22 protein-coding genes are annotated in these 23,581 nt (G+C 45.5%); 18 read left to right on the top strand and 4 right to left on the bottom strand.

Annotated elements, in window-relative coordinates:
• Nucleotides 1–15: 15 nt before the first annotated feature.
• From fsa to DXD06_RS03585, 3 genes are all read left to right on the top strand, one after another.
• Complete coding sequence (fsa, locus tag DXD06_RS03595; RefSeq protein WP_022045735.1) at nucleotides 16–669, top strand: fructose-6-phosphate aldolase; 654 nt, start codon at nucleotides 16–18, stop codon at nucleotides 667–669.
• A 96-nt stretch (nucleotides 670–765) separates the two neighbouring features.
• Nucleotides 766–1,605, top strand: a complete 840-nt coding sequence (locus DXD06_RS03590) for a transketolase (RefSeq protein ID WP_117830669.1) — start codon at nucleotides 766–768, stop codon at nucleotides 1,603–1,605.
• On the top strand, nucleotides 1,593–2,531 hold the full coding sequence (locus tag DXD06_RS03585; protein WP_117830668.1) for a transketolase family protein: 939 nt from the start codon (nucleotides 1,593–1,595) through the stop codon (nucleotides 2,529–2,531). Before DXD06_RS03590 ends, DXD06_RS03585 begins: the two co-directional genes overlap by 13 nt.
• Here DXD06_RS03585 and yfcE read toward each other — a convergent pair.
• From yfcE to DXD06_RS03570, 3 genes are all read right to left on the bottom strand, one after another.
• Nucleotides 2,528–3,085, bottom strand: a complete 558-nt coding sequence (gene yfcE / locus DXD06_RS03580; RefSeq protein WP_117830667.1) for a phosphodiesterase — start codon at nucleotides 3,083–3,085, stop codon at nucleotides 2,528–2,530. The genes DXD06_RS03585 and yfcE overlap by 4 nt on opposite strands.
• Nucleotides 3,086–3,248: 163 nt before the next feature.
• Nucleotides 3,249–4,895, bottom strand: coding sequence for a DUF4825 domain-containing protein (locus tag DXD06_RS03575; protein ID WP_117830666.1), 1,647 nt, complete (start codon nucleotides 4,893–4,895; stop codon nucleotides 3,249–3,251).
• A complete protein-coding gene (locus DXD06_RS03570; protein WP_117830665.1) occupies nucleotides 4,885–5,376 on the bottom strand; it encodes an RNA polymerase sigma factor in 492 nt (163 codons plus the stop codon). The genes DXD06_RS03575 and DXD06_RS03570 overlap by 11 nt, the downstream gene beginning before the upstream one ends.
• A 364-nt stretch (nucleotides 5,377–5,740) precedes the next feature.
• Between DXD06_RS03570 and DXD06_RS03565 the strand changes: the two genes are divergently transcribed.
• The 11 genes from DXD06_RS03565 to DXD06_RS03510 all read left to right on the top strand — a co-directional run bounded on the left by DXD06_RS03565 (nucleotide 5,741) and on the right by DXD06_RS03510 (nucleotide 17,275).
• Nucleotides 5,741–6,154, top strand: a complete 414-nt coding sequence (locus DXD06_RS03565) for an Hsp20/alpha crystallin family protein (RefSeq protein ID WP_022045741.1) — start codon at nucleotides 5,741–5,743, stop codon at nucleotides 6,152–6,154.
• Between the two features lie 126 nt (nucleotides 6,155–6,280).
• Complete coding sequence (locus DXD06_RS03560; protein WP_117830664.1) at nucleotides 6,281–7,063, top strand: arginase family protein; 783 nt, start codon at nucleotides 6,281–6,283, stop codon at nucleotides 7,061–7,063.
• A gap of 482 nt (nucleotides 7,064–7,545) precedes the next feature.
• Nucleotides 7,546–7,926, top strand: coding sequence for a DUF6483 family protein (locus tag DXD06_RS03555; RefSeq protein ID WP_022045744.1), 381 nt, complete (start codon nucleotides 7,546–7,548; stop codon nucleotides 7,924–7,926).
• A gap of 118 nt (nucleotides 7,927–8,044) precedes the next feature.
• Nucleotides 8,045–8,599: an RNA polymerase sigma factor gene (locus DXD06_RS03550; RefSeq protein WP_199535195.1), complete on the top strand. Its 555-nt coding sequence runs from the start codon at nucleotides 8,045–8,047 to the stop codon at nucleotides 8,597–8,599.
• Nucleotides 8,596–9,858 carry a hypothetical protein gene (locus DXD06_RS03545; protein ID WP_117830662.1) on the top strand — a complete coding sequence of 421 codons (1,263 nt, stop codon included), beginning with the start codon at nucleotides 8,596–8,598 and terminating at the stop codon, nucleotides 9,856–9,858. Before DXD06_RS03550 ends, DXD06_RS03545 begins: the two co-directional genes overlap by 4 nt.
• Before the next feature lie 94 nt (nucleotides 9,859–9,952).
• Nucleotides 9,953–10,939 (top strand): hypothetical protein, encoded by a 987-nt coding sequence (locus DXD06_RS03540; RefSeq protein WP_117830661.1) that lies wholly within the window; start codon nucleotides 9,953–9,955, stop codon nucleotides 10,937–10,939.
• Nucleotides 10,940–10,959: 20 nt separating this feature from the next.
• The gene (locus DXD06_RS03535; protein ID WP_117830660.1) at nucleotides 10,960–12,933 is read left to right on the top strand and encodes a diguanylate cyclase domain-containing protein; all 1,974 of its coding nucleotides are present in this window, start codon (nucleotides 10,960–10,962) and stop codon (nucleotides 12,931–12,933) included.
• Nucleotide 12,934: 1 nt separating this feature from the next.
• Nucleotides 12,935–13,750: a hypothetical protein gene (locus DXD06_RS03530; RefSeq protein ID WP_022045749.1), complete on the top strand. Its 816-nt coding sequence runs from the start codon at nucleotides 12,935–12,937 to the stop codon at nucleotides 13,748–13,750.
• Between the two features lie 101 nt (nucleotides 13,751–13,851).
• Nucleotides 13,852–14,373 (top strand): RNA polymerase sigma factor, encoded by a 522-nt coding sequence (locus DXD06_RS03525; protein ID WP_022046796.1) that lies wholly within the window; start codon nucleotides 13,852–13,854, stop codon nucleotides 14,371–14,373.
• 4 nt (nucleotides 14,374–14,377) lie between these two features.
• Nucleotides 14,378–16,393, top strand: a complete 2,016-nt coding sequence (locus DXD06_RS03515) for a beta-propeller domain-containing protein (protein ID WP_199535194.1) — start codon at nucleotides 14,378–14,380, stop codon at nucleotides 16,391–16,393.
• A 123-nt stretch (nucleotides 16,394–16,516) separates the two neighbouring features.
• Complete coding sequence (locus DXD06_RS03510) at nucleotides 16,517–17,275, top strand: NlpC/P60 family protein (protein ID WP_117830657.1); 759 nt, start codon at nucleotides 16,517–16,519, stop codon at nucleotides 17,273–17,275.
• Between the two features lie 69 nt (nucleotides 17,276–17,344).
• Here the strand turns inward: DXD06_RS03510 and DXD06_RS03505 are convergent, their stop codons facing one another.
• Nucleotides 17,345–18,868 carry a 4Fe-4S dicluster domain-containing protein gene (locus tag DXD06_RS03505; RefSeq protein WP_055066768.1) on the bottom strand — a complete coding sequence of 508 codons (1,524 nt, stop codon included), beginning with the start codon at nucleotides 18,866–18,868 and terminating at the stop codon, nucleotides 17,345–17,347.
• A gap of 639 nt (nucleotides 18,869–19,507) precedes the next feature.
• Between DXD06_RS03505 and DXD06_RS03500 the strand changes: the two genes are divergently transcribed.
• The 4 genes from DXD06_RS03500 to DXD06_RS03485 all read left to right on the top strand — a co-directional run bounded on the left by DXD06_RS03500 (nucleotide 19,508) and on the right by DXD06_RS03485 (nucleotide 23,552).
• A complete protein-coding gene (locus DXD06_RS03500; RefSeq protein ID WP_022046792.1) occupies nucleotides 19,508–20,257 on the top strand; it encodes a DeoR/GlpR family DNA-binding transcription regulator in 750 nt (249 codons plus the stop codon).
• Entirely contained in the window at nucleotides 20,254–21,168 is a 915-nt protein-coding gene (pfkB, locus tag DXD06_RS03495; RefSeq protein WP_117830656.1) for a 1-phosphofructokinase, read from the top strand. Before DXD06_RS03500 ends, pfkB begins: the two co-directional genes overlap by 4 nt.
• A gap of 11 nt (nucleotides 21,169–21,179) precedes the next feature.
• Entirely contained in the window at nucleotides 21,180–23,213 is a 2,034-nt protein-coding gene (locus DXD06_RS03490; RefSeq protein WP_117830655.1) for a PTS fructose transporter subunit IIABC, read from the top strand.
• An 81-nt stretch (nucleotides 23,214–23,294) separates the two neighbouring features.
• A complete protein-coding gene (locus DXD06_RS03485) occupies nucleotides 23,295–23,552 on the top strand; it encodes an HPr family phosphocarrier protein (protein WP_117830654.1) in 258 nt (85 codons plus the stop codon).
• The last annotated feature ends 29 nt before the right edge of the window (nucleotides 23,553–23,581 follow it).

Here is a 23,581-nt window from a genome sequence, read left to right as displayed (position 1 = left end):
TGGAGGTATTTTATTATGAAGTTTTTCGTGGATACAGCAAATGTAGAGGATATTAAGAAAGCAAATGATATGGGGGTTATCTGTGGAGTTACCACAAACCCATCCCTGATCGCAAAAGAGGGAAGAGATTTTACAGAAGTCATCAAAGAAATTACATCCATCGTTGACGGACCGATCAGCGGCGAGGTAAAGGCAACAACGGTAGATGCAGAGGGCATGATCAAAGAGGGACGTGAGATTGCAGCCATCCATCCAAACATGGTTGTAAAGATTCCTATGACCGTAGAGGGACTTAAAGCCGTAAAGGTACTTTCTTCCGAGGGCATCAAGACAAACGTTACCCTGATTTTCAGCGCAAATCAGGCAATCCTTGCAGCAAACGCAGGAGCTACTTATGTATCCCCATTCCTTGGCAGATTAGATGACATCAGCCAGCCGGGTATCGAACTGATCCGCCAGATCGCAGAGATCTTTGATATTTACGGATATGACACAGAGATCATTGCAGCATCCATCCGTAACCCGATCCATGTAACAGACTGCGCACTTGCAGGTGCCGATATTGCGACCATCCCTTACAAGGTAATCGAGCAGATGACAAAGCATCCGCTTACCGATCAGGGAATCGAAAAATTCCAGGCAGACTATAAGGCAGTTTTTGGGGAGTAATATTTCAGATTTTCGAAGAAAATCTGAAATGTAGCGTCAGCCCATTGCCGCAGGCAATTTTCATGGGCTGATGTTCACGCATACGGAGGAACGAACATGAACAAACAGGAGCTTCAGCTGAAGGCAAATGAAGTCCGCAAAGGCATTGTGACTGCCGTCCATGCAGCCAAAGCCGGACATCCGGGCGGATCGCTTTCCGCAGCAGATATTTTTACTTATTTATATTTTGAAGAATTAAATATTGATCCAAAAGATCCGAAGAAACCGGACAGAGATCGTTTTGTACTGTCCAAAGGCCATACTGCACCGGGACTGTATTCCGCACTGGCACTGCGCGGCTATTTCCCGGTCGAGGATTTAAAGACACTGCGTCACCTCGGTTCGTATCTGCAGGGACATCCGGACATGAAGCACATTCCGGGTGTGGATATGTCGAGCGGTTCCTTAGGACAGGGAATTTCCGCAGCAGTCGGCATGGCATTGTCCGCCAAACTTTCCGGGGATGATTACCGCGTGTATACATTACTCGGAGATGGAGAGATTCAGGAAGGACAGGTATGGGAAGCTGCCATGTTTGCCGGATTCCGCAAACTGGATAACCTCGTTGTGATCGTGGATAACAACGGACTGCAGATCGACGGACCGGTGGATCAGGTATGCTCTCCGTACCCGATCAACGAGAAATTCAAAGCATTCAATTTCCATGTGGTTGACCTTGCAGACGGCAATGACATGGATCAGATCGCCGCTGCATTTGCAGAGGCAAGAAACACCAAGGGACAGCCGACCGCAATCATTGCGCATACGGTCAAAGGAAAGGGTGTCTCTTTCATGGAAAATCAGGTAGGATGGCACGGAAAAGCGCCAAACGATGAAGAATATGCGATCGCAATGGAAAACCTGAAGAAAGAAGGTGAAGCATTATGTCAGAAGTAACAAAAATCGCAACCCGTGTCAGCTACGGAAACGCTCTCGTAGAGCTGGCAAAGGAGCATGATGATGTATATGTTTTAGACGCAGATCTTGCAGCGGCAACACAGACTGCAATCTTCAAAAAGGAATTTCCGGAGCGCCACATTGACTGTGGTATCGCAGAATGTAACATGATCGGCATTGCAGCAGGCCTTGCCGCAACCGGTAAAGTTCCGTTTGCAAGTTCGTTTGCCATGTTTGCAGCAGGACGTGCATTCGAGCAGGTGCGAAACTCTGTCGGTTATCCGCACCTGAATGTAAAAATCGGTGCAACCCATGCCGGAATTTCCGTCGGTGAAGACGGTGCAACGCACCAGTGTAATGAGGATATTGCACTCATGCGCACCATCCCGGGCATGGTCATCTTAAATCCGAGTGATGATATCGAAGCAAAAGCTGCAGTAAAAGCCGCATATGAACACGAAGGCCCGGTTTACATGCGTTTTGGCCGTCTGGCAGTTCCGATCATCAATGACCGTCCGGATTACAAATTTGAGATCGGCAAAGGTGTGACCTTGCGGGAAGGCAAAGATGTGGCAATCATTGCGACCGGTTTATGTGTGTCCGAGTCGCTCGCAACCGCAGAAAAACTTGCAGCAGACGGCATTGATGCAAAAGTGATCAACATCCATACGATCAAGCCGCTTGATGAGGATCTTGTCGTTGCCGCAGCAAAAGAATGCGGGAAAGTCGTGACCGTTGAGGAACACTCCGTCATCGGAGGACTCGGTTCCGCCGTATGCGAGACACTTTCGAGAAAGGCACCGACACCGGTAAAGAACATCGGTGTACAGGACTGCTTCGGCGAGTCCGGTCCGGCAGTGGCACTGCTTGAGAAGTATGGTCTGAATGCAGAAGGCATCTATGCTTCCGTAAAAGAGTTTGTTTAGAGAATGCGTTTTCCGTCCACAAACTCTATTTTAACTTCGTTAGTCATTGTTTTCCACTGGAAACGGCCATTTTCCATAATCATGTAGCCGTGCCAGCTTCCGGCTTTTGGAATAGCAACAGATCCGGGATTCATGCAGGTATATGTGTCGTGTGGGACGCATGCCGGGACGTGGGTATGTCCGTGCAGCAGAATGTCCCCGCGATGCAGTGGAGGCAGGTTCTGTTCATTATACGTGTGGCCGTGGGTGGCATAAATCAGCGTATCACCGTCTGCAATGGCGCAGTAATCTGCCATAATGGGAAATTGGAGTACCATCTGGTCGACTTCGGCATCGCAGTTGCCCCGGACACAGAGAATATGTTGTTTTTTGGCGTTGAGCAGTTCAATCACCTGTTTTGGATCATATTCTTCCGGCAGGTCATTGCGCGGACCGTGGTATAAAAGATCGCCAAGGAGCAGCAGACGGTCGGCCTGTTCCCGGTTGTATGCATTTAACAGCTGTCTGCAGTAGTATGCTGAGCCGTGGATATCAGATGCTATCATCCATTTCATGTTTATCAATGTTCATCCCATCCAGTCAGACTGGATGGGATGTTTCCTTTCTCCCGGATACGGCCGGGGTATTCACCTTATTGTTTTATAATGGATTATAATGAACATTTTCTTCTGGCTCAATACCTTTTTGAAAAAGGTTTCCTAATTTTTTATAAATCCCTTAGTTCTGGCCGATGCCGTTTTCTAAAATTTTTTTCAGTTCTGCCTGTGCGCTTTCTTTCAGGTTCGACGGGTAACCGATGTGAATGCCATATAAAATCGTGTCTTCGGTCCGGTAAGCGTCTATGGAATCATTGAAATTATCACCCTGAGAGGTGGTCGTAATCAGTTGCCAGGTATCGCCGGAAGCCGTGGTGTACAGTTCGTTGGTAGATACGGCATCCGGCGTTTCCTCATACGATGGATAGTCCATATCGATATAGGAACCGATGTTGGATGATTCTGTATAGAGATCGGCGGCGGTCGTCACATTGATCTGTCCGTCTGCACAACTGTATAGTTCGGAAAGCGAGATGTAGCAGATGTTTCCTTTTTTATCCGCGGTTGCGTTGACGGAAATGCTGTCTGCTTTCTGTGGGAGGGCAAATGACCGCAGATTTTTGTATCCGATATAAGCGAGTGCATCTTTTTCGGAAGAAAATGATTTGCTGATTGATCCCGGCGACCAGCTGTTGGTCGGCAGATAACTTTCATATTGCTTAATAATATTTTGTTTTTCGTTTTGAATCGTCCCGGTAATTTCTGTATCCGGAACATTGTTGAGCTGCTCCGTCAGGCGGTATCCCTGGTTTCCGGACAGTCTGGAAAAGACGGGATCGCTTAAGATGCCGGTTTTTGCAAGCAGTGTCTGAAACTCTGTGGCAGAACTGCGGAAGTAGTTACAGGTGCCAAGAAATTCATTTTCTCCCTGTTCTTTCGTATAAGTAAAATCTGTCGTTTTTCCATCCAATGTGTAGGAAAACGTTACACTTCCCAGATTTTTGGTGCAGGCGAGAATGACCATGGCATAGTTTCTCATGGTTTTTTCAACTGTGGTCTGTTGTTTTTTTGTAAATGCGTCATCCAGATATATGGTCCAGCCGTAAGGGGTTTCTGTGGTCTGCAGTTTGAAGTTTGCAATCGAAAATACATTGGAGATGCCAAGTGCCGCAAGTGTTTTTTCATTGGCAGACATATCACCGATGTATGGATGGATCGTGGCATAAATCTGTGCCGCTTTCGGCAGAATAGAGGTGCCGTCCTCCCAGGCAATCTGATCGTTCACATATACTTTTTTTACGGCATGGGTTTCTGTCTTTTTATCGGAAAATGTATTGTGCCCGGCTGCCGATATGCGGTTGGTTCTGACATTGATTGTGACGGTTTCCGGGTGATCCGGATCACAGGAGTAGTCGATTCCGGCAACACCAAGTGTCTGATCGGTTAAAGATCCTTTAATCTGAATGGTTTTATTGTCTTTTACGGTAACCGCATAGTCGATCAGTGCGGTATTTTTCAACGGTGCAGGGTAGAAATACGTCCGATATCCCCAGATGCTGCCGAGCAACAGTGTCACGATCAGGATGGCGGCAAGAATCCGGCGTTTGTTCCTTTTGTTGTTCTTTTTTAGAAAGTCGATAGTTGAAGCATCCGTTGCCGTTTCTGCCGGCACGGGTTCCGGAGTCTGCATATCGGAAAGTATCCGGCGACAGTCGGCACACTCCCGGATATGTGTTTCGATCGCCGTATTTGTGACGTCACTCGTCAGGTGATCGACATAGCTTGGCAGCAGATCCTGTACGACCTCACAGGTCAAATCATTTTTCATGTTTGTTCAGCTCCTTTCGCAGGCGCTCCTTGCCGCGATAAAACATCACGCGCGCCCAGTTTTCACTCTGTCCCATAATTTGTCCGATTTCCCGGAACGAGAGATTTCCAAATACCCGCAGATAGATCACTTCCCGGTAAGGTTCCTGAAACTGGTGCAGGCATTGCAGCAATTCCATTTTTCCGGCGGAGGAAAGCGCCTCCTGCTCTGCAGACGGTGTGTGCGGAAGTTCCGCTTCGGTGTCTGTCAGATCCTCGTGCAGTGGGTGCTTTCGCAGATAGGACAGATATTGATTTTTGGCAATGGCACAAAGCCATGTAGTGATCTTGCAGCTTCCGTCATAGCGGTGGATACTGCTGACAGCCTGGCAGAAAGTTTCCTGTGCCAGTTCTTCCGCAACATCCGGCTGGTGCGTCAGTGACATCAGGTACTGATACACCATGCGAAAATGCTGACGGTAGACTGCGTCCATATCCTGCATGTGCGACCTCCTTTTTTCTGGAATTTATATGGGTTACATTTATTGATGTAAAAATACGGTGTTTTGTTACAGCATTTTTTATTTTTTTCATATATTTATATAATGTAACATAAATGCAGCATATTTTACATGAAAATGAGCTTTGAAAACGATGGCTCTTTCTGCTAAAATAATATAATTTTCAGAATAATTTAGAAAATTCACAAAATCTTCACAAAAATTGTTAGCAGTCCTACTTGATGAGTGCTAAAAACGGTGGTATAACATATCATGAACAAAGGGAAAAGAGGTTGAGAGAAATGAATAATCTCTTGAAACTTTGATAATAAAATAGATGATTAAGATTTGGAAGGAGAGATGACTTATGTTAATGCCTAGTATTTTTGGTAACGATTTTATGAATGATTTCTTTGGTGGTTTCCCATACAAATCAAACGGAACAATGCAGACAGATGTGTCTGAGACAGATAAAGGATACAAAGTAACCATGAATCTTCCGGGATACCAGAAGGAAGATATCAAAGGTGAGGTAAAGGATGGTTATTTAACCGTAACCGCAACCACCAGTAAGAATAACGATGAGAAGGATAAGGATGGCAAGTACATCCGCAAGGAACGTTACAGCGGAAGCTGCAGCCGAAGCTTTTATGTCGGCGATGCAGTAACGCAGGATGACGTGAAGGCAAAATTTGAAAACGGTGTTCTGACACTGGAAGTTCCAAAGAAAGAGGAAGCACCGAAGGTAGAAGAAAAGAAGTATATTTCTATTGAAGGCTAATTATTCAGAAGGGGGACAGTCGAGAGGCTGTCCCCTTTTTCTTATAATATATCGCAGGCGATTGCAAAGAATGCGCATGTGCCACATGTGTTTTGCAATCGCCTGTGAAAAAGGGAGGATGAAAGTTTGAAAAACCGAAACATGATCTTTGATTTTACACAATGTTATCCAAAGCGAAAAGAACCGGGACTAAAGTGGCATGACTGCAGTGCGATCGGAGGCAGCCGTCTGTATTGCAGCAGAGATGCGGAAGAAAAAATAAAAGCGCTGATTGCGCCGGCCGGAGTATCCGGAATTCATTTTATAGATTCGGGGGATTATCATTATATTTCCAAAATTATGACGGATTTTATCAAGGAGCCGTTTACGCTGGTGTTAATTGACCATCACACGGATATGCAGGATGCAAGTCTGGGCGGAGATATCTTAAGTTGCGGAAACTGGGCGAAAAAGGTATTGCAGGAAAATCCGTATCTGCAAAGGCTGGTTTTGATCGGGCAGGAGAAGAAAGTGCTTGATAAGTTACAGTCTGGAGCCAGGCAGCAGGAGACAGATGGAAAGCTTGTTGAAATCAGTTACGAGGAATTAAAAAACGGAAAAGCACATGAAAAAATAAAAGAACTGCCGGATGAAGTTCCTGTTTATATTTCCATCGACAAGGATGTGCTGGACGAAAAATATGCAGTGACAAACTGGGACCAGGGAAAAATGTCAATGGGAATGCTGGAACAGATATTAAAAACGCTGGTTACGGAATATGATGTGATCGGAGTGGATATTTGTGGGATGTATCCGGAGGAAAACAGTCTGCCGGAGTATCTGCGGGCAGAACGGGTAAATATACGGAGCGATGAGGAACTGTATCGGTTTTTGCAAAAAAATTTCTTTTGCTGGGCTTCACATAAATAGGGGGGTTCATATTTTTTTGTAAAGATTAAAAGTGTTTTTTCTATATGATTGGGACAACAGTATAAATATATAGGTCAAAGTATGCAGGACGATTGATAATATATAGAGAGTGTGTATAATAAGATGAGAAAGAGTGAATAAGTGTGGTTATCAAAGCCGGGTTTTCAAGAATATGAGGGGTGTGGGACATATGTAGGAAAAGTGGCGCGAAAAGTCCCTCGAGGTAGCAAGAGCAGGACATATGCAGAAAAAGTGTTGCAAAAAGTCCCACCAGCCAGTAAAAGCAGGACATAATCAACCAGCAAAAAACATATTTGCCATTTGCCAGCACAAACATCGTGAATTTTATAATTACAGGAAACTTATAATAGCCCAAAAGATATAGCGATAGAAAAGGTGCTGTTTTCTGAAAAAATATACAGCTACTAAAAAGGCACAATAACCGGAAACACAACAGCAAAAAAGAAAGGAAATCAACAATCATGGCATACGAGAATGATATTATTATGCGGCAGGTACGTGACATGACCCGCATGCTTGCAAAAATTTTATTTGGGAAAAACACCGCGACCTATGAATATAAGGAAGAGGATCGTCATACAGCAACGGACAGTTTATATGCCCGGCTGATTGCGCTGGTCGATGCAGGAAAAATCAATGAAGCGGAAAATCGCTTGTATGAAGAATTAGAAAGAGATGAAGAGGGCACATTTGAAGTAGCACTCGGATTTTACGATTATCTGAATGAACTTCCGGAGGAATTTCTTGAAGAGCACGATTATTCGAAGGAGGAAGTCAAAGAAGGCGCACAGAGTCTTGCGGATCGCAAGGGGCTGGGACTTCTTGGGGAAGGACTTGATTAGTCGGGTTAGAATAGCATTTAACAGAAATGTTAGATGCTATTTTTTTACAAAAAAACACATCTGCCCGTCACATCCAGCCAGAAACCGGTAGTATACAGATAGGAAGGGAGGAATCATCATGGAAGATACTGCAATCATCCGCTTATTTCAGGAGCGGTCACAGCAGGCAATTGCCGAATTGTCGCAGAAATACGGAAAACTCTGTCAGAGCCTGTCCCGCCGGATCTTAGATAACGAAGAGGATGCAAAAGAATGTGTTAATGATACGTGGCTTGGTGTGTGGAACAGCATCCCACCGCAGACCCCGAATCCGCTGGTCTCCTATGTCTGCAGGATTACCCGCAATCTGTCCGTCAAAAGGCTGCGGCATAACATGGCGGCAAAGCGCAACAGCTATTACGATGTATCGCTTGCGGAACTGGAAGAATGTATTCCGGCAGCGCAGGAGCAGAAGCCGTGGGAAGAACAGGAGGTGACGAAAGTCCTGGAACGCTTTTTACGGGAACTGGATACTGGCAGCCGCGTGATGTTCGTCAAACGGTACTGGTATGCGGAGTCTGTCGCACAGATTGCGGAAACGTTTGGAATGAAAGAAAACAGTGTGTCCGTAAAACTGATGCGTCTGCGCAAAAAGCTGAGAAAGAAACTGGAGAAGGAGGGTGTAGTGTTATGAGAAAATCCGAAAAATTATCCGATGCAATCGGTGAAATCAGTGATGACATTATAGAGGAAGCGTATACATATAAGCCAAAACATGACATGCACCAAAGAAAGGCTTCTTTTAAATGGAGAGCAGCTGCAGCAGTTCTTGCCATGCTTGTTTTGGCGGGAGTCGGGGTGTCCGTAGGGGGAGGAACTTCCTTTTTCCGGCTTGGAACAATTGTTTCCAGATTTACGGGGAAGGCTGCAAAGGTGGTTTACCGTATCCAGGGAATTCCGGTAACACGGCAGGAAATCCAGGCAGGAGTGGCATTGCGTGTGGAAAACGGAGAAACGGTAAAAACCGCAAAAAAAGAGGTTATAAAAGATATTATTACAAAAAAGACGTTGTATGCACTTGCAAAAAAGAACGGATGTACTGTGTCGGATCAGGAATATGATGATTATGCAAAACTGCTGAAGACACAGATGAACAAAGCGGAGAACCGGAAAAAAATCCGCGATTTTTATGCGGGATTCGGTGGAGAGAGTGCTTACTGGAAGAATATGGAGCCGGTTATTCGTCAGAATCTTGCGGTGCGCAAGTATATAGACAGCCAGACAGGAACGCAGACGGAGGAAGAAATCAAACAGGAGGCATATGAAAGCGGTGCAAAGCAGACGGATCTGGATGCATTTGAACAGGTGGTGGAAGATGTCTGTGAAGAGATTGGCGATTATCTGAAAACACTGCAGAAGTCGGATGCTTCGGTATATTATTTTGCGTCTTCCGACAAAGAGCGTGTGACAAAGAGTATCGACAAAGAGGAAATCTGTGCCATTGGAAATCATACGATTGTAACCCGGGAACAGGTACAGATGTATACAAAGTTTTATGAAATTACATATGATAAGACATTGTCGGAAAAGAAAGCAATTGCTTATGCCAAGGAACGCAATGCACTGTATGTTGCGGCAATGCAGAATGGATATCAGGTAACGGATGAACAGGTAAAAGCATATGTAGAGGACTTAAAAAAGAATCTGGATGGTATCTGGACGAAGGAGCAAAAAGAAAAACTGCTCTCGGGCTTTGCTTCGGAGGAGGATTACTGGGCGTTTGAACAAAAGGTTTACCGGATCGATCTGCCGATACAAAACTATGTCAGGGATAAAGAAAATGAGTTTAACAGAAAAAATGAATCAGGGCAGACCTGGGACGAGGCATTTAAGACATTAAAACAGAAGTTGGTGGATGAGCAGCAGTACAAAGACAGCAGTTCCCATGAATAGTTCCCATGAATATCTAGCCGGATATATGGAGAAATTTCGGAAAGTATCCGATATAATATAAAAGATTATGAAAAAATAAAGGGGGAATTTTGATATGTCATTGACGATTCAGGCACCACATGCTAACATGAATGGATACGAAATCGGAAGTGATGAAACACGCAAAAACGGAGTATCCGACAAAGGAACAATATATGCTGGAGACCTGCAGTTTGCCCAGTCTACCAATAATGCTGTAAATGATAAAAAACAGAGTGCCCAGAAACAGGCGATGAAGCTGATCCGGGACGCATGGGACAGTGATAACAAGGCGGTAAGCCAGCGGGATCAGATAGCACAGCAGAAAGAGGAAAAACGCAAAGAAGTCCGTGAGTGTAACGAGGAATTGAAACAGATTCGCGAGAGTAAAGAAATCGCGCGGCAGAGTTATGGGGTGGATTTGGATTCCCAGGAGCAGAAAGACTTAGAACTGCTGGAAAAATATCAGGATTATCAGAAAGGTGTGCAGACGGATGACTTTTCCAAGGAGGAGATAGACCGTTTGAAAGAACTGCAGAATACCCCTCTGACCGATTATCAGACCATGGTATTACAGCTGAATGCACAAAAGGATGTCATTCTGAACAAGAAAGACAGGGCGCAGCGTAACGTGACTTCTCTGACTGAGGCAGCGGCAGATGCAAAGCTCGACCTGCTGAAATCACAGGATATGCAAAAAGCGCAGGATGCAGCGGATGAACTGCTGGATGCTTCCGATAAAGATGCTTTTGGCATGCTGATACAGGATGCGGTAGATCACATCGACGAGAAACAGGAAGAAGAGAAAGAGAAAGCAGAGGAAGCGCAGGAGAAGCGCGACGAGCAGCAGGAAAAGATTGACGAAAAGAAAGAGGAAAAACAGCAGCAGGAGAAGATGATTGAGGGTTCTGTCGAGGCAGACAGGCTGGAGGCAGATGTAACGGTGGATCAGACGGGTACGAGTAAGCTGGAGGAGGCGCAGCAGCACATCCAGACGATTCTTAAAAAGAACAATCTCGTAAACGAGGATCTGAAGGGAATTAAAATTGACTTGAATTTTTAATGCCAGGAGGATGAGGTGTAATGCAATCCGGTAACGGGATGACCATGCAGGAAGCAGAACAGGAAATCAAATATTATCAGAAGATTTTTCAGGTAGTACGTCTGTTAAAAGGAGAAGATGTTGAGCGGACATTTTACCAGCAAGGGAAAGGAACGTGCGAAAATGTGCAGGATGGATGTCCGTGCTACAGTTTCTGGAAGAAAAACGGTAAGTGCGAAAACTGCAGTTCCTATAAAGCGTTGCGCGAAAAGAAGCAGATGATTAAGCTGGAATTCCTTGAATCAGAAGTCTATCAGGTAATCTCCCGGTATATGGAAATTGATGGACAGCCATACGTCATGGAATTGATCAATCATCTGGAGGACGACACCTTAATCGACATATCCTGCAGAGAAAAGCTGATCAATAAACTGACCGGATATAATGAAAAATTATATAAGGATGTCCTGACCGGAGTTTATAATCGTCTGTATTTTGAGGAAGAGATAAAAATGTGGACGGGAAATGCCGGAATTGTTGTGATTGATGTGGATGATTTCAAGCTTTGCAATGATACATACGGACATCTGACCGGAGATATGGCACTTGCAGCGGTTGCTGGCGTGATCTGGCGTTGTATCCGCAGAGAGGATACGCTTGTGCGCTATGGCGGAGATGAATTTGTTCTTGTGCTGCCGGAGATAAAGGAAGATGGTCTGGTAGAAAAACTGCAGGAGATTCAGGAAAAGATCCAGAATGCAGTGATTCCGGGGTATTCCAATATTCAGATTTCTGTCAGTATGGGTGCCGTGATTTCGCAGAACGAATCTGTTGAGCATGCAATGCTTCGCGCAGATAAACTGATGTATCAGGCAAAAAATAAGAAAAACATGGCCATCACCGAGAATAACATGATTGATCATGAGGGAAAGATACACGCACAGCAGCAACCGGAAAAGATGATTCCGGAGATCCTTGTAGTGGATGATGAGGAGGTCAACCGGACGCTTCTGGATATGATTTTTTCCAGGGATTATCATGTCCTGCAGGCGGAGAGCGGAGAAAAATGCATAGAAATACTGGAACAGCAGGTCAATAGTATTTCTTTGGTTCTGCTGGATGTGGTATTGCCGAAGATGGATGGATTTGATGTCCTGACATATATGAATAAAAATCACTGGATTGAGGATATTCCGGTTATTATGATGTCCGGAGCCGATGCCCCGGAGGCTGTGAAGCGGGCATATGCACTTGGTGCAGTGGATTTTGTCAGCAAGCCATGCGATGCACAGATCGTTTATCAGCGTGTGACGAACACCATGAAATTATATGCGAAGCAGCGTCGGCTGACTTCCCTGATTACCGCGCAGATCAACGAAAAAGAGAAAAACAGCGAGATGCTGATTCATATTCTCAGTCATATTGTGGAGTTTCGAAACGGAGAGAGCGGAAGCCATGTGCTTCACATTCACAAACTTACGGAGATGCTTCTGGAGAGACTGGCGCAGAAAACCGAAAAGTATCATCTGGATGGGGATACCAGAGCCATGATCGCACTTGCTTCTTCTTTGCATGATATCGGAAAAATCGGTGTGGATGAAAAAATCCTGAATAAACCGGGAAAACTGACAAAAGAAGAATTTGAGATTATGAAAACGCATACCGTCATCGGTGCAGAAATGCTGGAACAGCTTGGTATTTATCAGGACGAGCCACTGGTAAAGATCGCACACCAGATCTGCCGCTGGCATCATGAGCGCTACGATGGAAAAGGCTATCCGGATGGACTTGTGGGAGATGAAATCCCGATTTCCGCACAGGTAGTTTCTGTAGCGGATGTGTACGATGCGCTGGCGAGTGAGCGTGTTTATAAGAAAGCAGTACCGCATGAAAAGGTACTGGAAATGATCCTGCATGGGGAATGCGGACAGTTTAATCCGATCCTCATAGAATGTCTGCAGGAGATCAGTTCGCGGATCAGAAGCGAATGTTATGATGAGGAACAGGAGACCTGATATGTTAGACCAGAATACATTTACAGAAACCATACGTGCGGTACAGGATATTATCCGCACTTCGGCGGAGCCGATGACAAGAGAGGAGATCCTTTCCTATTTTAAGGATATGGATTTGAATGCACAGCAGGAAGAGATGGTGTTAGAGTTTCTGTCAACACCACATGATGATCCGCAGCCGGAAGAGAACGAACCGGAAACAAAGGAAGCGGAATATGAGGAGACCGCAGAGAAAGAAGAAACCAAAGAATCTTCTGCGAAAAAGGAATCTGCAAAAGATTCCGTCACAGACAACATTTCCACTTCTCCCATGTTTCAGATGTATCTGGAGGAACTGAAAGATATTCCGGAGTATACCAAGGAGCAGCAGATTGATATGTATAAGAAGCTGCTGGCAGGGGAAGAGAGCATGGTACACGCGCTCTCCAATGCATGGCTGCGCAACGTACTGGAAGTAGCAAAGAAACTGGCAGTTTCCCCGGAAGGATTTGAGGATATTGTGCAGGAAGGAAATATGGCGCTTTTCCTGCGCCTGAGCGAGCTGTGCGGCAGCCACGAAAAAGTGGATGTGGAAGAGGAACTTCTTACCGCGGTGGAAGAAGCGATGAAATCCTGCATCCGGGAACAGACCGGTGAGGATGAGAATGAAAATTCTGTGGTTGGAAAAGTTGCGCTGGTAAGTGAAGCGGTGAACTATCTGAAAAAACAGAACGGTGCACAGCCAACGCAGAAAGAACTTGCGGATTATGTCAAAATTCCGGAAGATGAGCTTGCAGATATTCTTTATATGATTGATAAGGCGAAAAAAGATTCCTGATCGAGGAACGAAACAGCCCCCCTATTTGACGGGAGGGCTTTTTTTATTTTCTTGCAACAAAAATACACCTCCGATACACTGTATAGATAGGAGGGCCTTCCATGGATGAACGTTTATTAGTAAAAAGGGCAAAGCGCGGGGATACCGCAGCGTTTGCCGAATTGTATGGGACAATTTATAAGAGGCTGTATCAGTTTGCGCTGTATACGCTTGGAAATACACAGGATGCGGAGGATGTGGTCAGTGCCGCTGTGATGGAAGCATTTGAAAATATCGGGAAATTGCGGAAGGAAGATGCTTTTTCCGCCTGGATGTATCGTATCGTGGCAAATATGTGCAAACAGAAAATGCGGGAATACTATCAACGGGGAGAAGAACTGACGGAAGAAAACGGTGGTTGGGACGGCTATGTATGGGGTGATACCCGTGAGGAATATATAGAAGTCCGACGTGCATTTCTTACGATGGATGAGGAGGACCGCATGATTGTGGGAATGCATGTCTTCGGTGGATATAAGACGCGGGAGATTGCACAGATTCTTGCAATGAATGAGAATACTGTGCGGTCGAGAGAACATCGGGCGTTGCAGCGGATGGAAAAACAGCTGAAGGGATTGAGGTGAGAATATGCAGGAACAGAACCTGGAAGAATGGAAAGAGAAAATAGACAGATCCGCAGAGCAGATTACCGTGCCGGATACTCTGACACCCGGGGCGGTGCAGCAGATGCTGGAGGAGCGGAAAAACCGGACATCCGCAGGCAGGAAAGAACACAGACATTACCGGAGATTTGCCGGAATTGCTGCGGCAGTTGCGGTGCTGGTGATTGCGGTCGGAACCTATGGATGGAATAAGTATGGAACCGATGATGCGCAACCGAAAAAGGCTGCTCTTTCCGTAACAGAAACTGTCGACAGTACGCAGGATACAGAAAAGAAAGAACAAATTGGTGCATTTACTCTGGCAAAAAGTTACCAGGATGTATATGCAGCGGTACAGAAAAAATCCAATTCACAAAAGGAGTTGGCAGAAGGCACAGTGGATGATTTGTTTTTCGTGGAAGATACCGGTTCTGCCGAGGCGAAAAAAGAGTCATCCGGTACCCATTCCGACACCAATTTGCAGGTAAACGGTGTGGACGAGGGGGACATCGTCAAAAATGACGGAAATTATCTGTATGTGCTGAATGATGACCGGGTGACCATTGTGGATATTCGGGACAAAAATATGCGTAAGCTGTCGGAAATACGGCCGGAACTGACGGAAAATGACATCCTTTTGCAGCTATACGTGGATAATGACCGGCTGTATGTTATCAAGCAGGGATGGGAAACACAACAGGAGGAGATTCAGTCCGACAGCACGGAGGCTGACAATGATTCCGGTTTTATCGGATGTTACAAAGATATCGCTTATGAACCGGACGGAAATGTGAGTACAGTTCTTTTGACGTATGACATTTCCGAACGTGCAAATCCGGTATTAAGTGCAACCATGAAAATGGATGGAGCATACCAGAGTTCCCGTAAGGTTGGAAATTTTATTTATCTGTTTACTGACCGTTGGGTGTCCAGAGACGGAAAGAACTGGAAGGCTCAGGTCATTCCGGAGATTGCCGGGAAAAAAGCAGATGCCGGATGTTTTTATGTGCAGAAGAATGGGACAACAGAAGTCATTATGGCATCTGTAAATCTTAAAGAGACATCGAAGGCTGCAGACCATATGGTGCTTCTCGACAGCGGACGACAGGTTTATATGGGAACGGATGCAATCTATTTGTATCAGATGGAATATGAGCGTGGAGAAAAGACAAAGATCGCCAAGTTTTCTTATAAGAATGGAATGTTTTCAGCAATTGCAGAAACAACCGTAAAGGGGGCGATCCGGGATACGTTTGCTATTTCGGAAAGTGGGGGAGAACTTCGTATTCTGACAACAGATTCCCAAAATTCTTTATCCGAAAACCGCCTGTATCTGCTGGATGCGGACCTGAAAAAAGAGGGATTGCTGGAAAATATTGCAAAGGGAGAAGAGATTTATGCGGCACGGTATCTGGGAAATATAGCATATTTCATTACTTATCATAATACCGACCCGTTGTTTGCAGTAGATATTTCCGATCCGGCACATCCGAAGCCGCTGGGAAATGTGAAGATGACAGGATATTCCGATTATCTGCACCCGTTTGGAGATGGATTGTTGCTTGGCATCGGCTATGAAACCAATGCTAAGACAAGCGAGAAGACAGGGGTAAAACTGACAATGTTTGATATCTCCGATCCGATAAACCTCAGGATTTTGGATTCTGTGACGATAAACGAAGATTTCTGCAGTGCCGCAGAGAATTACAAGTGTGCATTTGTAGATACCGGACGTGGACTGGTCGGATTTGCGACAGAGACCTGGACCAAAACCAATTATAACAGGTATATGCTGTTTCAGTGGGATGGAACGTCTTTTGTAAAGAAAATTTCCTTAAAGAGAACACAGCAGAAAATGGATACGTGGACCGGTGCAGAACAGATGAGGGGACTTTCTTCGGGTGACCGTTTTTATGTGCTTCATGTGGAACGGGATGATTTTTCACTTATTTCGTATGATATGAAAAATGATTTCCAGGAGATTGAGACCAAAAAATATTAAAAACACATAAAAAATGAGATAAAAATGAAACTTTTTTGCACATTTTTCTTGAAAAAGCCTCTGATTTTTGTTACTATATGTTATAGTTAAGTAACAAAGTTGTAACAAATTGGAGGATAGGCATTGAAGTTTAAGGTTACATGGGGTAAGAAGCTGATCGCAGGTATTTTGTTGGCGGCTGTTGTAATAGGGGGTACTGCAGCACCGGCAGAAGCAGCAGGAAAGAAAAGTACCGCGGTTGTGGCACAGGATAATTACCGGAAAACATTGTGCAAAGGATTTCTGGGAAAGAGTTATGGCAGTGTGGTTGATGGAATCCGCTGTGACTGCAGTGGATACACACGGGCAGCTCTGAATCGTCTGGAGAGTAAGGGACGGAAAGGGACTGCACTGAAAAATGTCAGTGTTGGAGCACATTGTACCAGAGACTGGGTAAGCGGATCGAGTATTTCGTATACAACAGGGGTTGCAACAAAGGGTGCGATCCGGTGGAATTCCGGCACAAAGAAGTCTATTGGAAGAAAAAGCAGTGGGAAAAGCCTTTCCCAGTTGGAACTTGGAGATGTTGTTGTTTATGGCAAGGGCGGTTCTTCCTCCCATATAGCCATATATTTCGGAGAATTTTCTTCGATGGAAGCGGTAAAGGATTATCTGGAAGATATTGGTGTCTATGCGAAAGGAACGATTAAGAGATCTGCAGGAGATAAGTACAGTTACAGTGGCCGCACGATTGTGCATAAGTATGGAAACAGTAGGTACTGGCGGATTCATTCTACATGCAGCGGAATCATGATTGACAATGATATTGCAGGAACCAGCAGATACACATCTTCCTTTGGTCAGTGGAAATGGACCTTTGATACTGGAATTGAAGTAGAATAAAATAACAGACAAAAAGCCCTGCGTTTTCGGAATTTCCGAAAGCGCAGGGCTTTTTTACATGGCAGATACTTAATCCACCAGTTTATCCAGTTCTTTGATGTATTCGGTTTCGCTTGAGAACTGATGGTTTGCTTTTTTGGCATACAGACCGACCGCTGTCTGGGATTTCTTGATTGCCTGCATGGTTCCGGCACCGGCGACACATCCGCCCGGACAGGCCATGCCTTCAAGCAGATAGCCCGGATATTTGCCTAATGTGGCAAGCTTTAAAAGCTGACGGCATTCCTTTAATCCTTCGGCATTTGCCACCTTGATCTCCTGTTCCGGATGATCCCGTTTGATGACATCTACGACAGCCTGAGCAACGCCACCGGCAACGGCAAAGTTTCTTCCATCGGTGGAAGCGTCACTTACACCATCCGGATCTTCTTCCATGTTTTCCAGATCCACATGTTTTGCATCAAAAATACCGGCCATTTCTTCAAAGGTGAGCACGAAATCTACTTCACTGCGGACGCTGCGGCGCATTGCTTCGAGTTTTTTAGCCGCACATGGTCCAATAAAGACAACCTTCGCATTTGGGTTATGCTTTTTGATAAGACGTGCAGTTAATGTCATCGGAGTCAGTGCCATGGAAATACAGTTGGCGTGATCCGGGAATAATTTCTTTGCCATGACAGACCATGCCGGACAGCAGGAAGTTGCCATGAATGGAAGTTCATCCGGCACTTCTTTTAAGAAATCTTCTGCTTCCTGCTTTGCGCACAGATCCGCACCGATTGCTACCTCAAAAACGTCTGCAAACCCGAGTTCTTTCATGGCAGCACGCAGCTTGCCAGGGGTAACCTTTGGTCCGAACTGACCGACAAATGCAGGAGCGACAGCTGCATAAACCTTTTCACCGGACTGGATGGCACGGATTGTCTGGAAAATCTGGGATTTGTCAGCAATGGCACCGAACGGGCAGTTTACCAGACACTGACCGCAGGAAACACACTTGTCATAATCGATATTGGCTTTGCCGTTTTCATCTGAAGTAATGGCATCCATACCGCATGCTTTGGCACATGGACGTTCCTGAATGATAATGGCGTTATAGGAGCAGACACTTGCACAGCGGCCGCACTTGATACATTTCTCCTGGTCAATGATAGATCTGCCGGTGGTACGGTCTAAGGAAACAGCTCCTTTCGGGCATACTTCCATACAGGGATGTGCCAGACATCCCTGACAGCCGTCTGTTACGTGCACACGTTTTGTGGGACAGGCATTGCAGGCAAATTTAATGACATTAATGAGAGGCGGAGTATAGTAAGTTTCTGCCTGGTCAGCAGCTTCAATGCCATCGGATACCGGGGCATGCTCTGCTGCACTGCGGTTTGGCAGGCCCATTGCCAGACGCAGGCGTTCGCCTACAATTGCACGCTCCAAAAATACATCGTTTCTGAAATTTCCGGTTTCTCCCGGAATAATCTTATATGGAAGTTCTTCCATACGTTCCTTTACAGGCCATTCGGTATGATAAGCCATACGGGCTACTTCTGTAAAAATTTTGTGACGGATTTCCTGAATTCGGGTTTCAACGCCTCTCATGATAATTCCTCCTTGTGTTTGTAATGGATCATTGTAAAATAAAGTTTTCTGCATTTCTATAAGATAATACCAAGAAACTCACAGAAAAACCTGTTTTGTCATATTCCGGGGATATTGTAGCAAATAATACACATACTCTCAATAAGTATGCTGTTCTTTTTGTAGAACAAATTGTATTTTTGTGCTTACTACATGATAGTTTATACGATAATGAAACGATAGAAAGGACAGGGCATGGTTCAGACAGAGGCAATCCGGCGATTTCTCTTGCATTTTAGAGGCTGTTGGAATTTTTTCGATTTTCAGCAAGCCTCGTACATGGATGTACGAGGCAGGTGGTCACTGAGCCCGGAAGGCGAATGACCACCGGTTGCGTCCGCCTGATAATAATTGAAATAAAAATTCCTACAGCCTCTTAATTGCAAGGAGCATGAGCCGGATTGCCTCTGTCTGAACCATGCCCTGTCCTTTCGAGCCACTATATTAAATGACATTATGCACAAAATCCCAGTTCTGTTTTTGTGAATGATTTTGACGGAAAATGATTGACCGTGACAGAAAACCACACTATAATGAAAACTATCAAATGAACGATTTTGAAAGATTGTGAACGAAAAAGAAAACAAAGGAGTGAGGCATATGCTTGCAGAAGAACGATTTTCAAGGATACTGTCCATAATAGAAGCGGAGGGAAGTGCCACAATACAGGAACTTATGACTGCACTTGACGCTTCAGAATCAACCGTCCGCCGGGACTTAATCACAATGGATGAGAATGGTCTTCTGACCAAGGTGCATGGCGGTGCAATCGCCAGACGGCCGAGTGTGAGTACACATGATGAGGATGTCAGAAACCGTAAGACGATGAATGCGGAACAAAAGAATGCAATTGCAAAGTATGCAGCATCCCTCATCCGCCCGGATGATTTTGTTTATCTCGATGCCGGAACATCCACCGAGGCGATGATCCCTTTTATTAAGGAGACGCAGGCGGTGTTTGTGACAAATGCCATCAGCCATGCAAAGCTTCTGGCGGAAAAGGGCTGCCGTGTTTATCTGCTGGGAGGCGAATTCAAATCCCAGACAGAGGCGATCGTCGGGGAGGAAGCCATGGAGATGCTTTCCAAGTATAACTTTACCAAAGGATTCTGGGGAACGAACGGAATCAGCGTCAGCAAAGGATATTCCACCCCGGAGATCAAGGAAGCCATGGTAAAGAAATATTCCATGAAGAATTGCAAACGCTGCTATATTCTGGCAGATGCCAGCAAGTTTGACCAGCTTTCCAGTGTGAAATTTGCTGATTTTGATCAGGCAACCATCTTAACAACGGAGCTGTACAAGCCGGCACTTAAAAAATACAAAAATATTGTGGAGGTGAAAGAATGATCTATACCGTAACATTTAATCCGTCCATTGATTACGTTGTAAATGTGGACAACTTTATGACCGGTGTGGTCAACCGTACCAGCAAGGAAATTATTTTTCCGGGAGGCAAAGGAATCAACGTTTCCATGGTACTGAAAAATCTTGGGGAAGAAAGCACCGCACTTGGTTTTATGGCAGGATTTACCGGAGATGCCATTACCCGTCTCCTGCAGGAGAAAGGTGTTACCGCAGATTTTATTCACGTTACCGAGGGATTGTCCCGTATCAACGTAAAACTCCGGGCACAGACCGAGACGGAAATCAACGGACAGGGACCAAAGATTGCATCTGAAGATATTCGGAAACTTTACGGAAAACTGGATGCATTGCAGGATGGCGATACACTGGTACTTGCCGGAAGCATTCCGGACACAATGCCGGAATCCATGTATATGGATATTATGGAGCATCTTCAGAATAAAAAACTGAACATTGTGGTAGATGCGACCAGAGATCTGCTGATGAATGTACTCGCGTATCATCCGTTTTTGATCAAACCGAACAATCATGAGCTGGGAGAGATTTTCCACACGATCATCAATGACAAAGATGACGTTGTGAAATATGCGAAACGCATGCAGGAAAAGGGTGCAAGAAATGTTCTTGTTTCCATGGCAGGTGACGGAGCCGTCCTTGTGACGGAAGACGGTCAGGAGTTCCGGGCAGATGCACCGAAAGGAAAGCTTGTCAATTCGGTAGGCGCCGGAGATTCCATGGTGGCTGGTTTTATATATGGATATTTAAATGGTGGCAGCTATGCAGATGCGTTCCGCTACGGTGTATGTACCGGAAGTGCCAGTGCTTTTTCCGAAGAGCTGGCAACAAAAGAGGAAGTACTTGCATTGATGGATGCAAATAAAAAATTATTTTAAGGAGGTATACTATGAGAATCAGAGATTTGCTTGCAGCCGAGAGCATTGAACTGAACGGTTCTGCAGCCGGAAAACAGGATGTTTTAAACAAAATGGTTGATCTCATGGCAAAAAGCGGAAAAATCCGCGATGTGGAAACTTACCGCAAGGGGGTTTTTGCAAGAGAAGAAGAAGGAACAACCGGAATTGGAGAGGGAATTGCGATCCCACACTGCAAGTCAGATGCTGTGAAAGCACCGGGACTGGCAGCTATGGTAGTAAAGGATGGTGTAGAGTTTGACGCGTTAGATGGAGCACCTGTCAATTTACTGTTTCTGATTGCAGCTCCAAACACCGAGGATAATGTACATCTGGAGGTGCTCAGCAAACTTTCCGTACTTCTGATGGATGAGAATTTTACCAACGGACTGAAAAATGCAAAGACCGTAGACGAATTCTTAAAAGTCATCGATGATGCGGAAAGCGCAAAAGATGAGGATGAAAAAGAAGACGAAACTGGGGCAAAATACAAGGTACTTGCCGTAACCGGATGCCCGACCGGAATCGCACATACTTATATGGCAGCGGAAAGCTTAGAGAAGCATGCGGCTGAGATGGGGATCACGATTAAGGTAGAGACCAGAGGTTCCGGCGGAGCCAAGCATGTGCTTACCGATGAAGAGATCGCAGGAGCGGCCGCAATCATCGTTGCAGCCGACACCAAAGTTCCGATGGACCGCTTCGATGGGAAGAAAGTCATCGAGTGCAAGGTTGCAGACGGCATCAACAAGGCAGAGCAGCTGTTAAACCGTGCGGTAGCCGGTGATGCACTTGTCTACCATGCGGCAGAGGGCAGCAGAAAAGAAGAAAAAGCAGAAGGTGGTTCTACCGCACACATGATTTACACACACCTGATGAGTGGGGTATCCCACATGCTTCCGTTTGTTATCGGCGGTGGTATCATGACAGCGATTGCATTTCTGATCGATACCCTGCTTGGCTATGGTGCAACGGGTGGATCGGCATTCGGTTCCTGCACCCCGTTATCCGCATTCTTCAAATATGCCGGTGGTCTGGCGATGGGACTGATGGTTCCGGTACTGGCAGGTTACATTGCATATTCGATTGCTGACCGGCCGGGACTTGCGGTAGGTTTTACGGGCGGTTTGTTAGCTTCGAGTGGTAATGCACTTATCACCGGATATAACTGGGCAGATTCTACGACTGGTTTCCAGAAATTTATCGCAGATTTTGCATTCCAGGGAGCCAACGGCGGTAACACGGTTTCCGGTTTCCTCGGTGGAATCTTAGCCGGATTCCTTGCCGGATTTATTGTACTGTTCCTGAAAAAAGCGTTTTCAAAACTGCCGGCTTCCTTAGACGGAATCAAGCCGACACTGATTTATCCGTTACTTGGTATTTTAATCATCAGTATTCTGATGTGCTTTATCTTTAACCCGCTGATCGGACTGATCAATACCGGACTCAGCAATGGACTGACCGCAATCTCCGATGCAGGATATATTACCGTACTTGGTCTGATCCTGGGAGCAATGATGGCCATTGATATGGGTGGCCCAATCAACAAAGCCGCTTATGTATTTGGTACCGGCGTACTGGCAACTGCAAGCCAGATGCTTGAAAAAGGCGCACAGCCAGGTGATCCGGCGGTTCAGGCATGCTACATTGCCATGGCTGCAATCATGGTTGGTGGTATGGTTCCTCCAATCGGAATCGCACTTGCCTGCCAGTTCTTCCCGAAGAAATTCACAAAGGAAGAACGTGGATCAAAGGTATCCAACTTCGTTATGGGTGCTTCCTTTATTACCGAGGGTGCCATCCCATTTGCAGCAGCAGATCCGCTTCACGTAATTCCATGTACCTTGGTTGGTGCCGGAGTTGCCGGATTTTTATCCGCATTGTTTAAGTGCACACTGATGGCTCCGCACGGTGGAATCTTTGTATTTGCAACGGTAGGCCATCCACTGTTATACATCCTTGCATGGGCTGTCGGCTCTGTTATTACAGCCGTAATGCTTGGCGTAATCAAAAAGGATGCAGCATAATAAAACCATTTGACAGGAGATACACAAAAAGCTTCCTTCGGAAATGGAGGAAGCAACAACAAAAAGAAAAGGAGAATGATCATGAAAGAATTTACGTATACCATCAAAGACGAGCAGGGAATCCACGCAAGACCTGCAGGAGAACTGGTGAAAGCCGCAGCCGCATATCCATGCAAAGTAACCATCAGTAAAGATGGTAAGGAAGTTGACGCCAAGAGAATCCTTGGAGTTATGGGACTTGGTGTAAAATGCGGACAGGAAATCGTCTTAAAGACAGATGGAGACCAGGAAGAAGAAGCAATTGCAGCACTTGGCAAATTCTTAGAGGAGAAACTGTAAGAAACCGTTCCGGCAACCGTTTACGGAGA

Origin of the sequence: Roseburia sp. TF10-5, assembly GCF_003462365.1 — a bacterium.
GTDB classification, from domain to species: Bacteria; Bacillota; Clostridia; order Lachnospirales; family Lachnospiraceae; genus Roseburia; species Roseburia faecis.
This window is presented reverse-complemented; position numbering and strand designations above follow the sequence as displayed.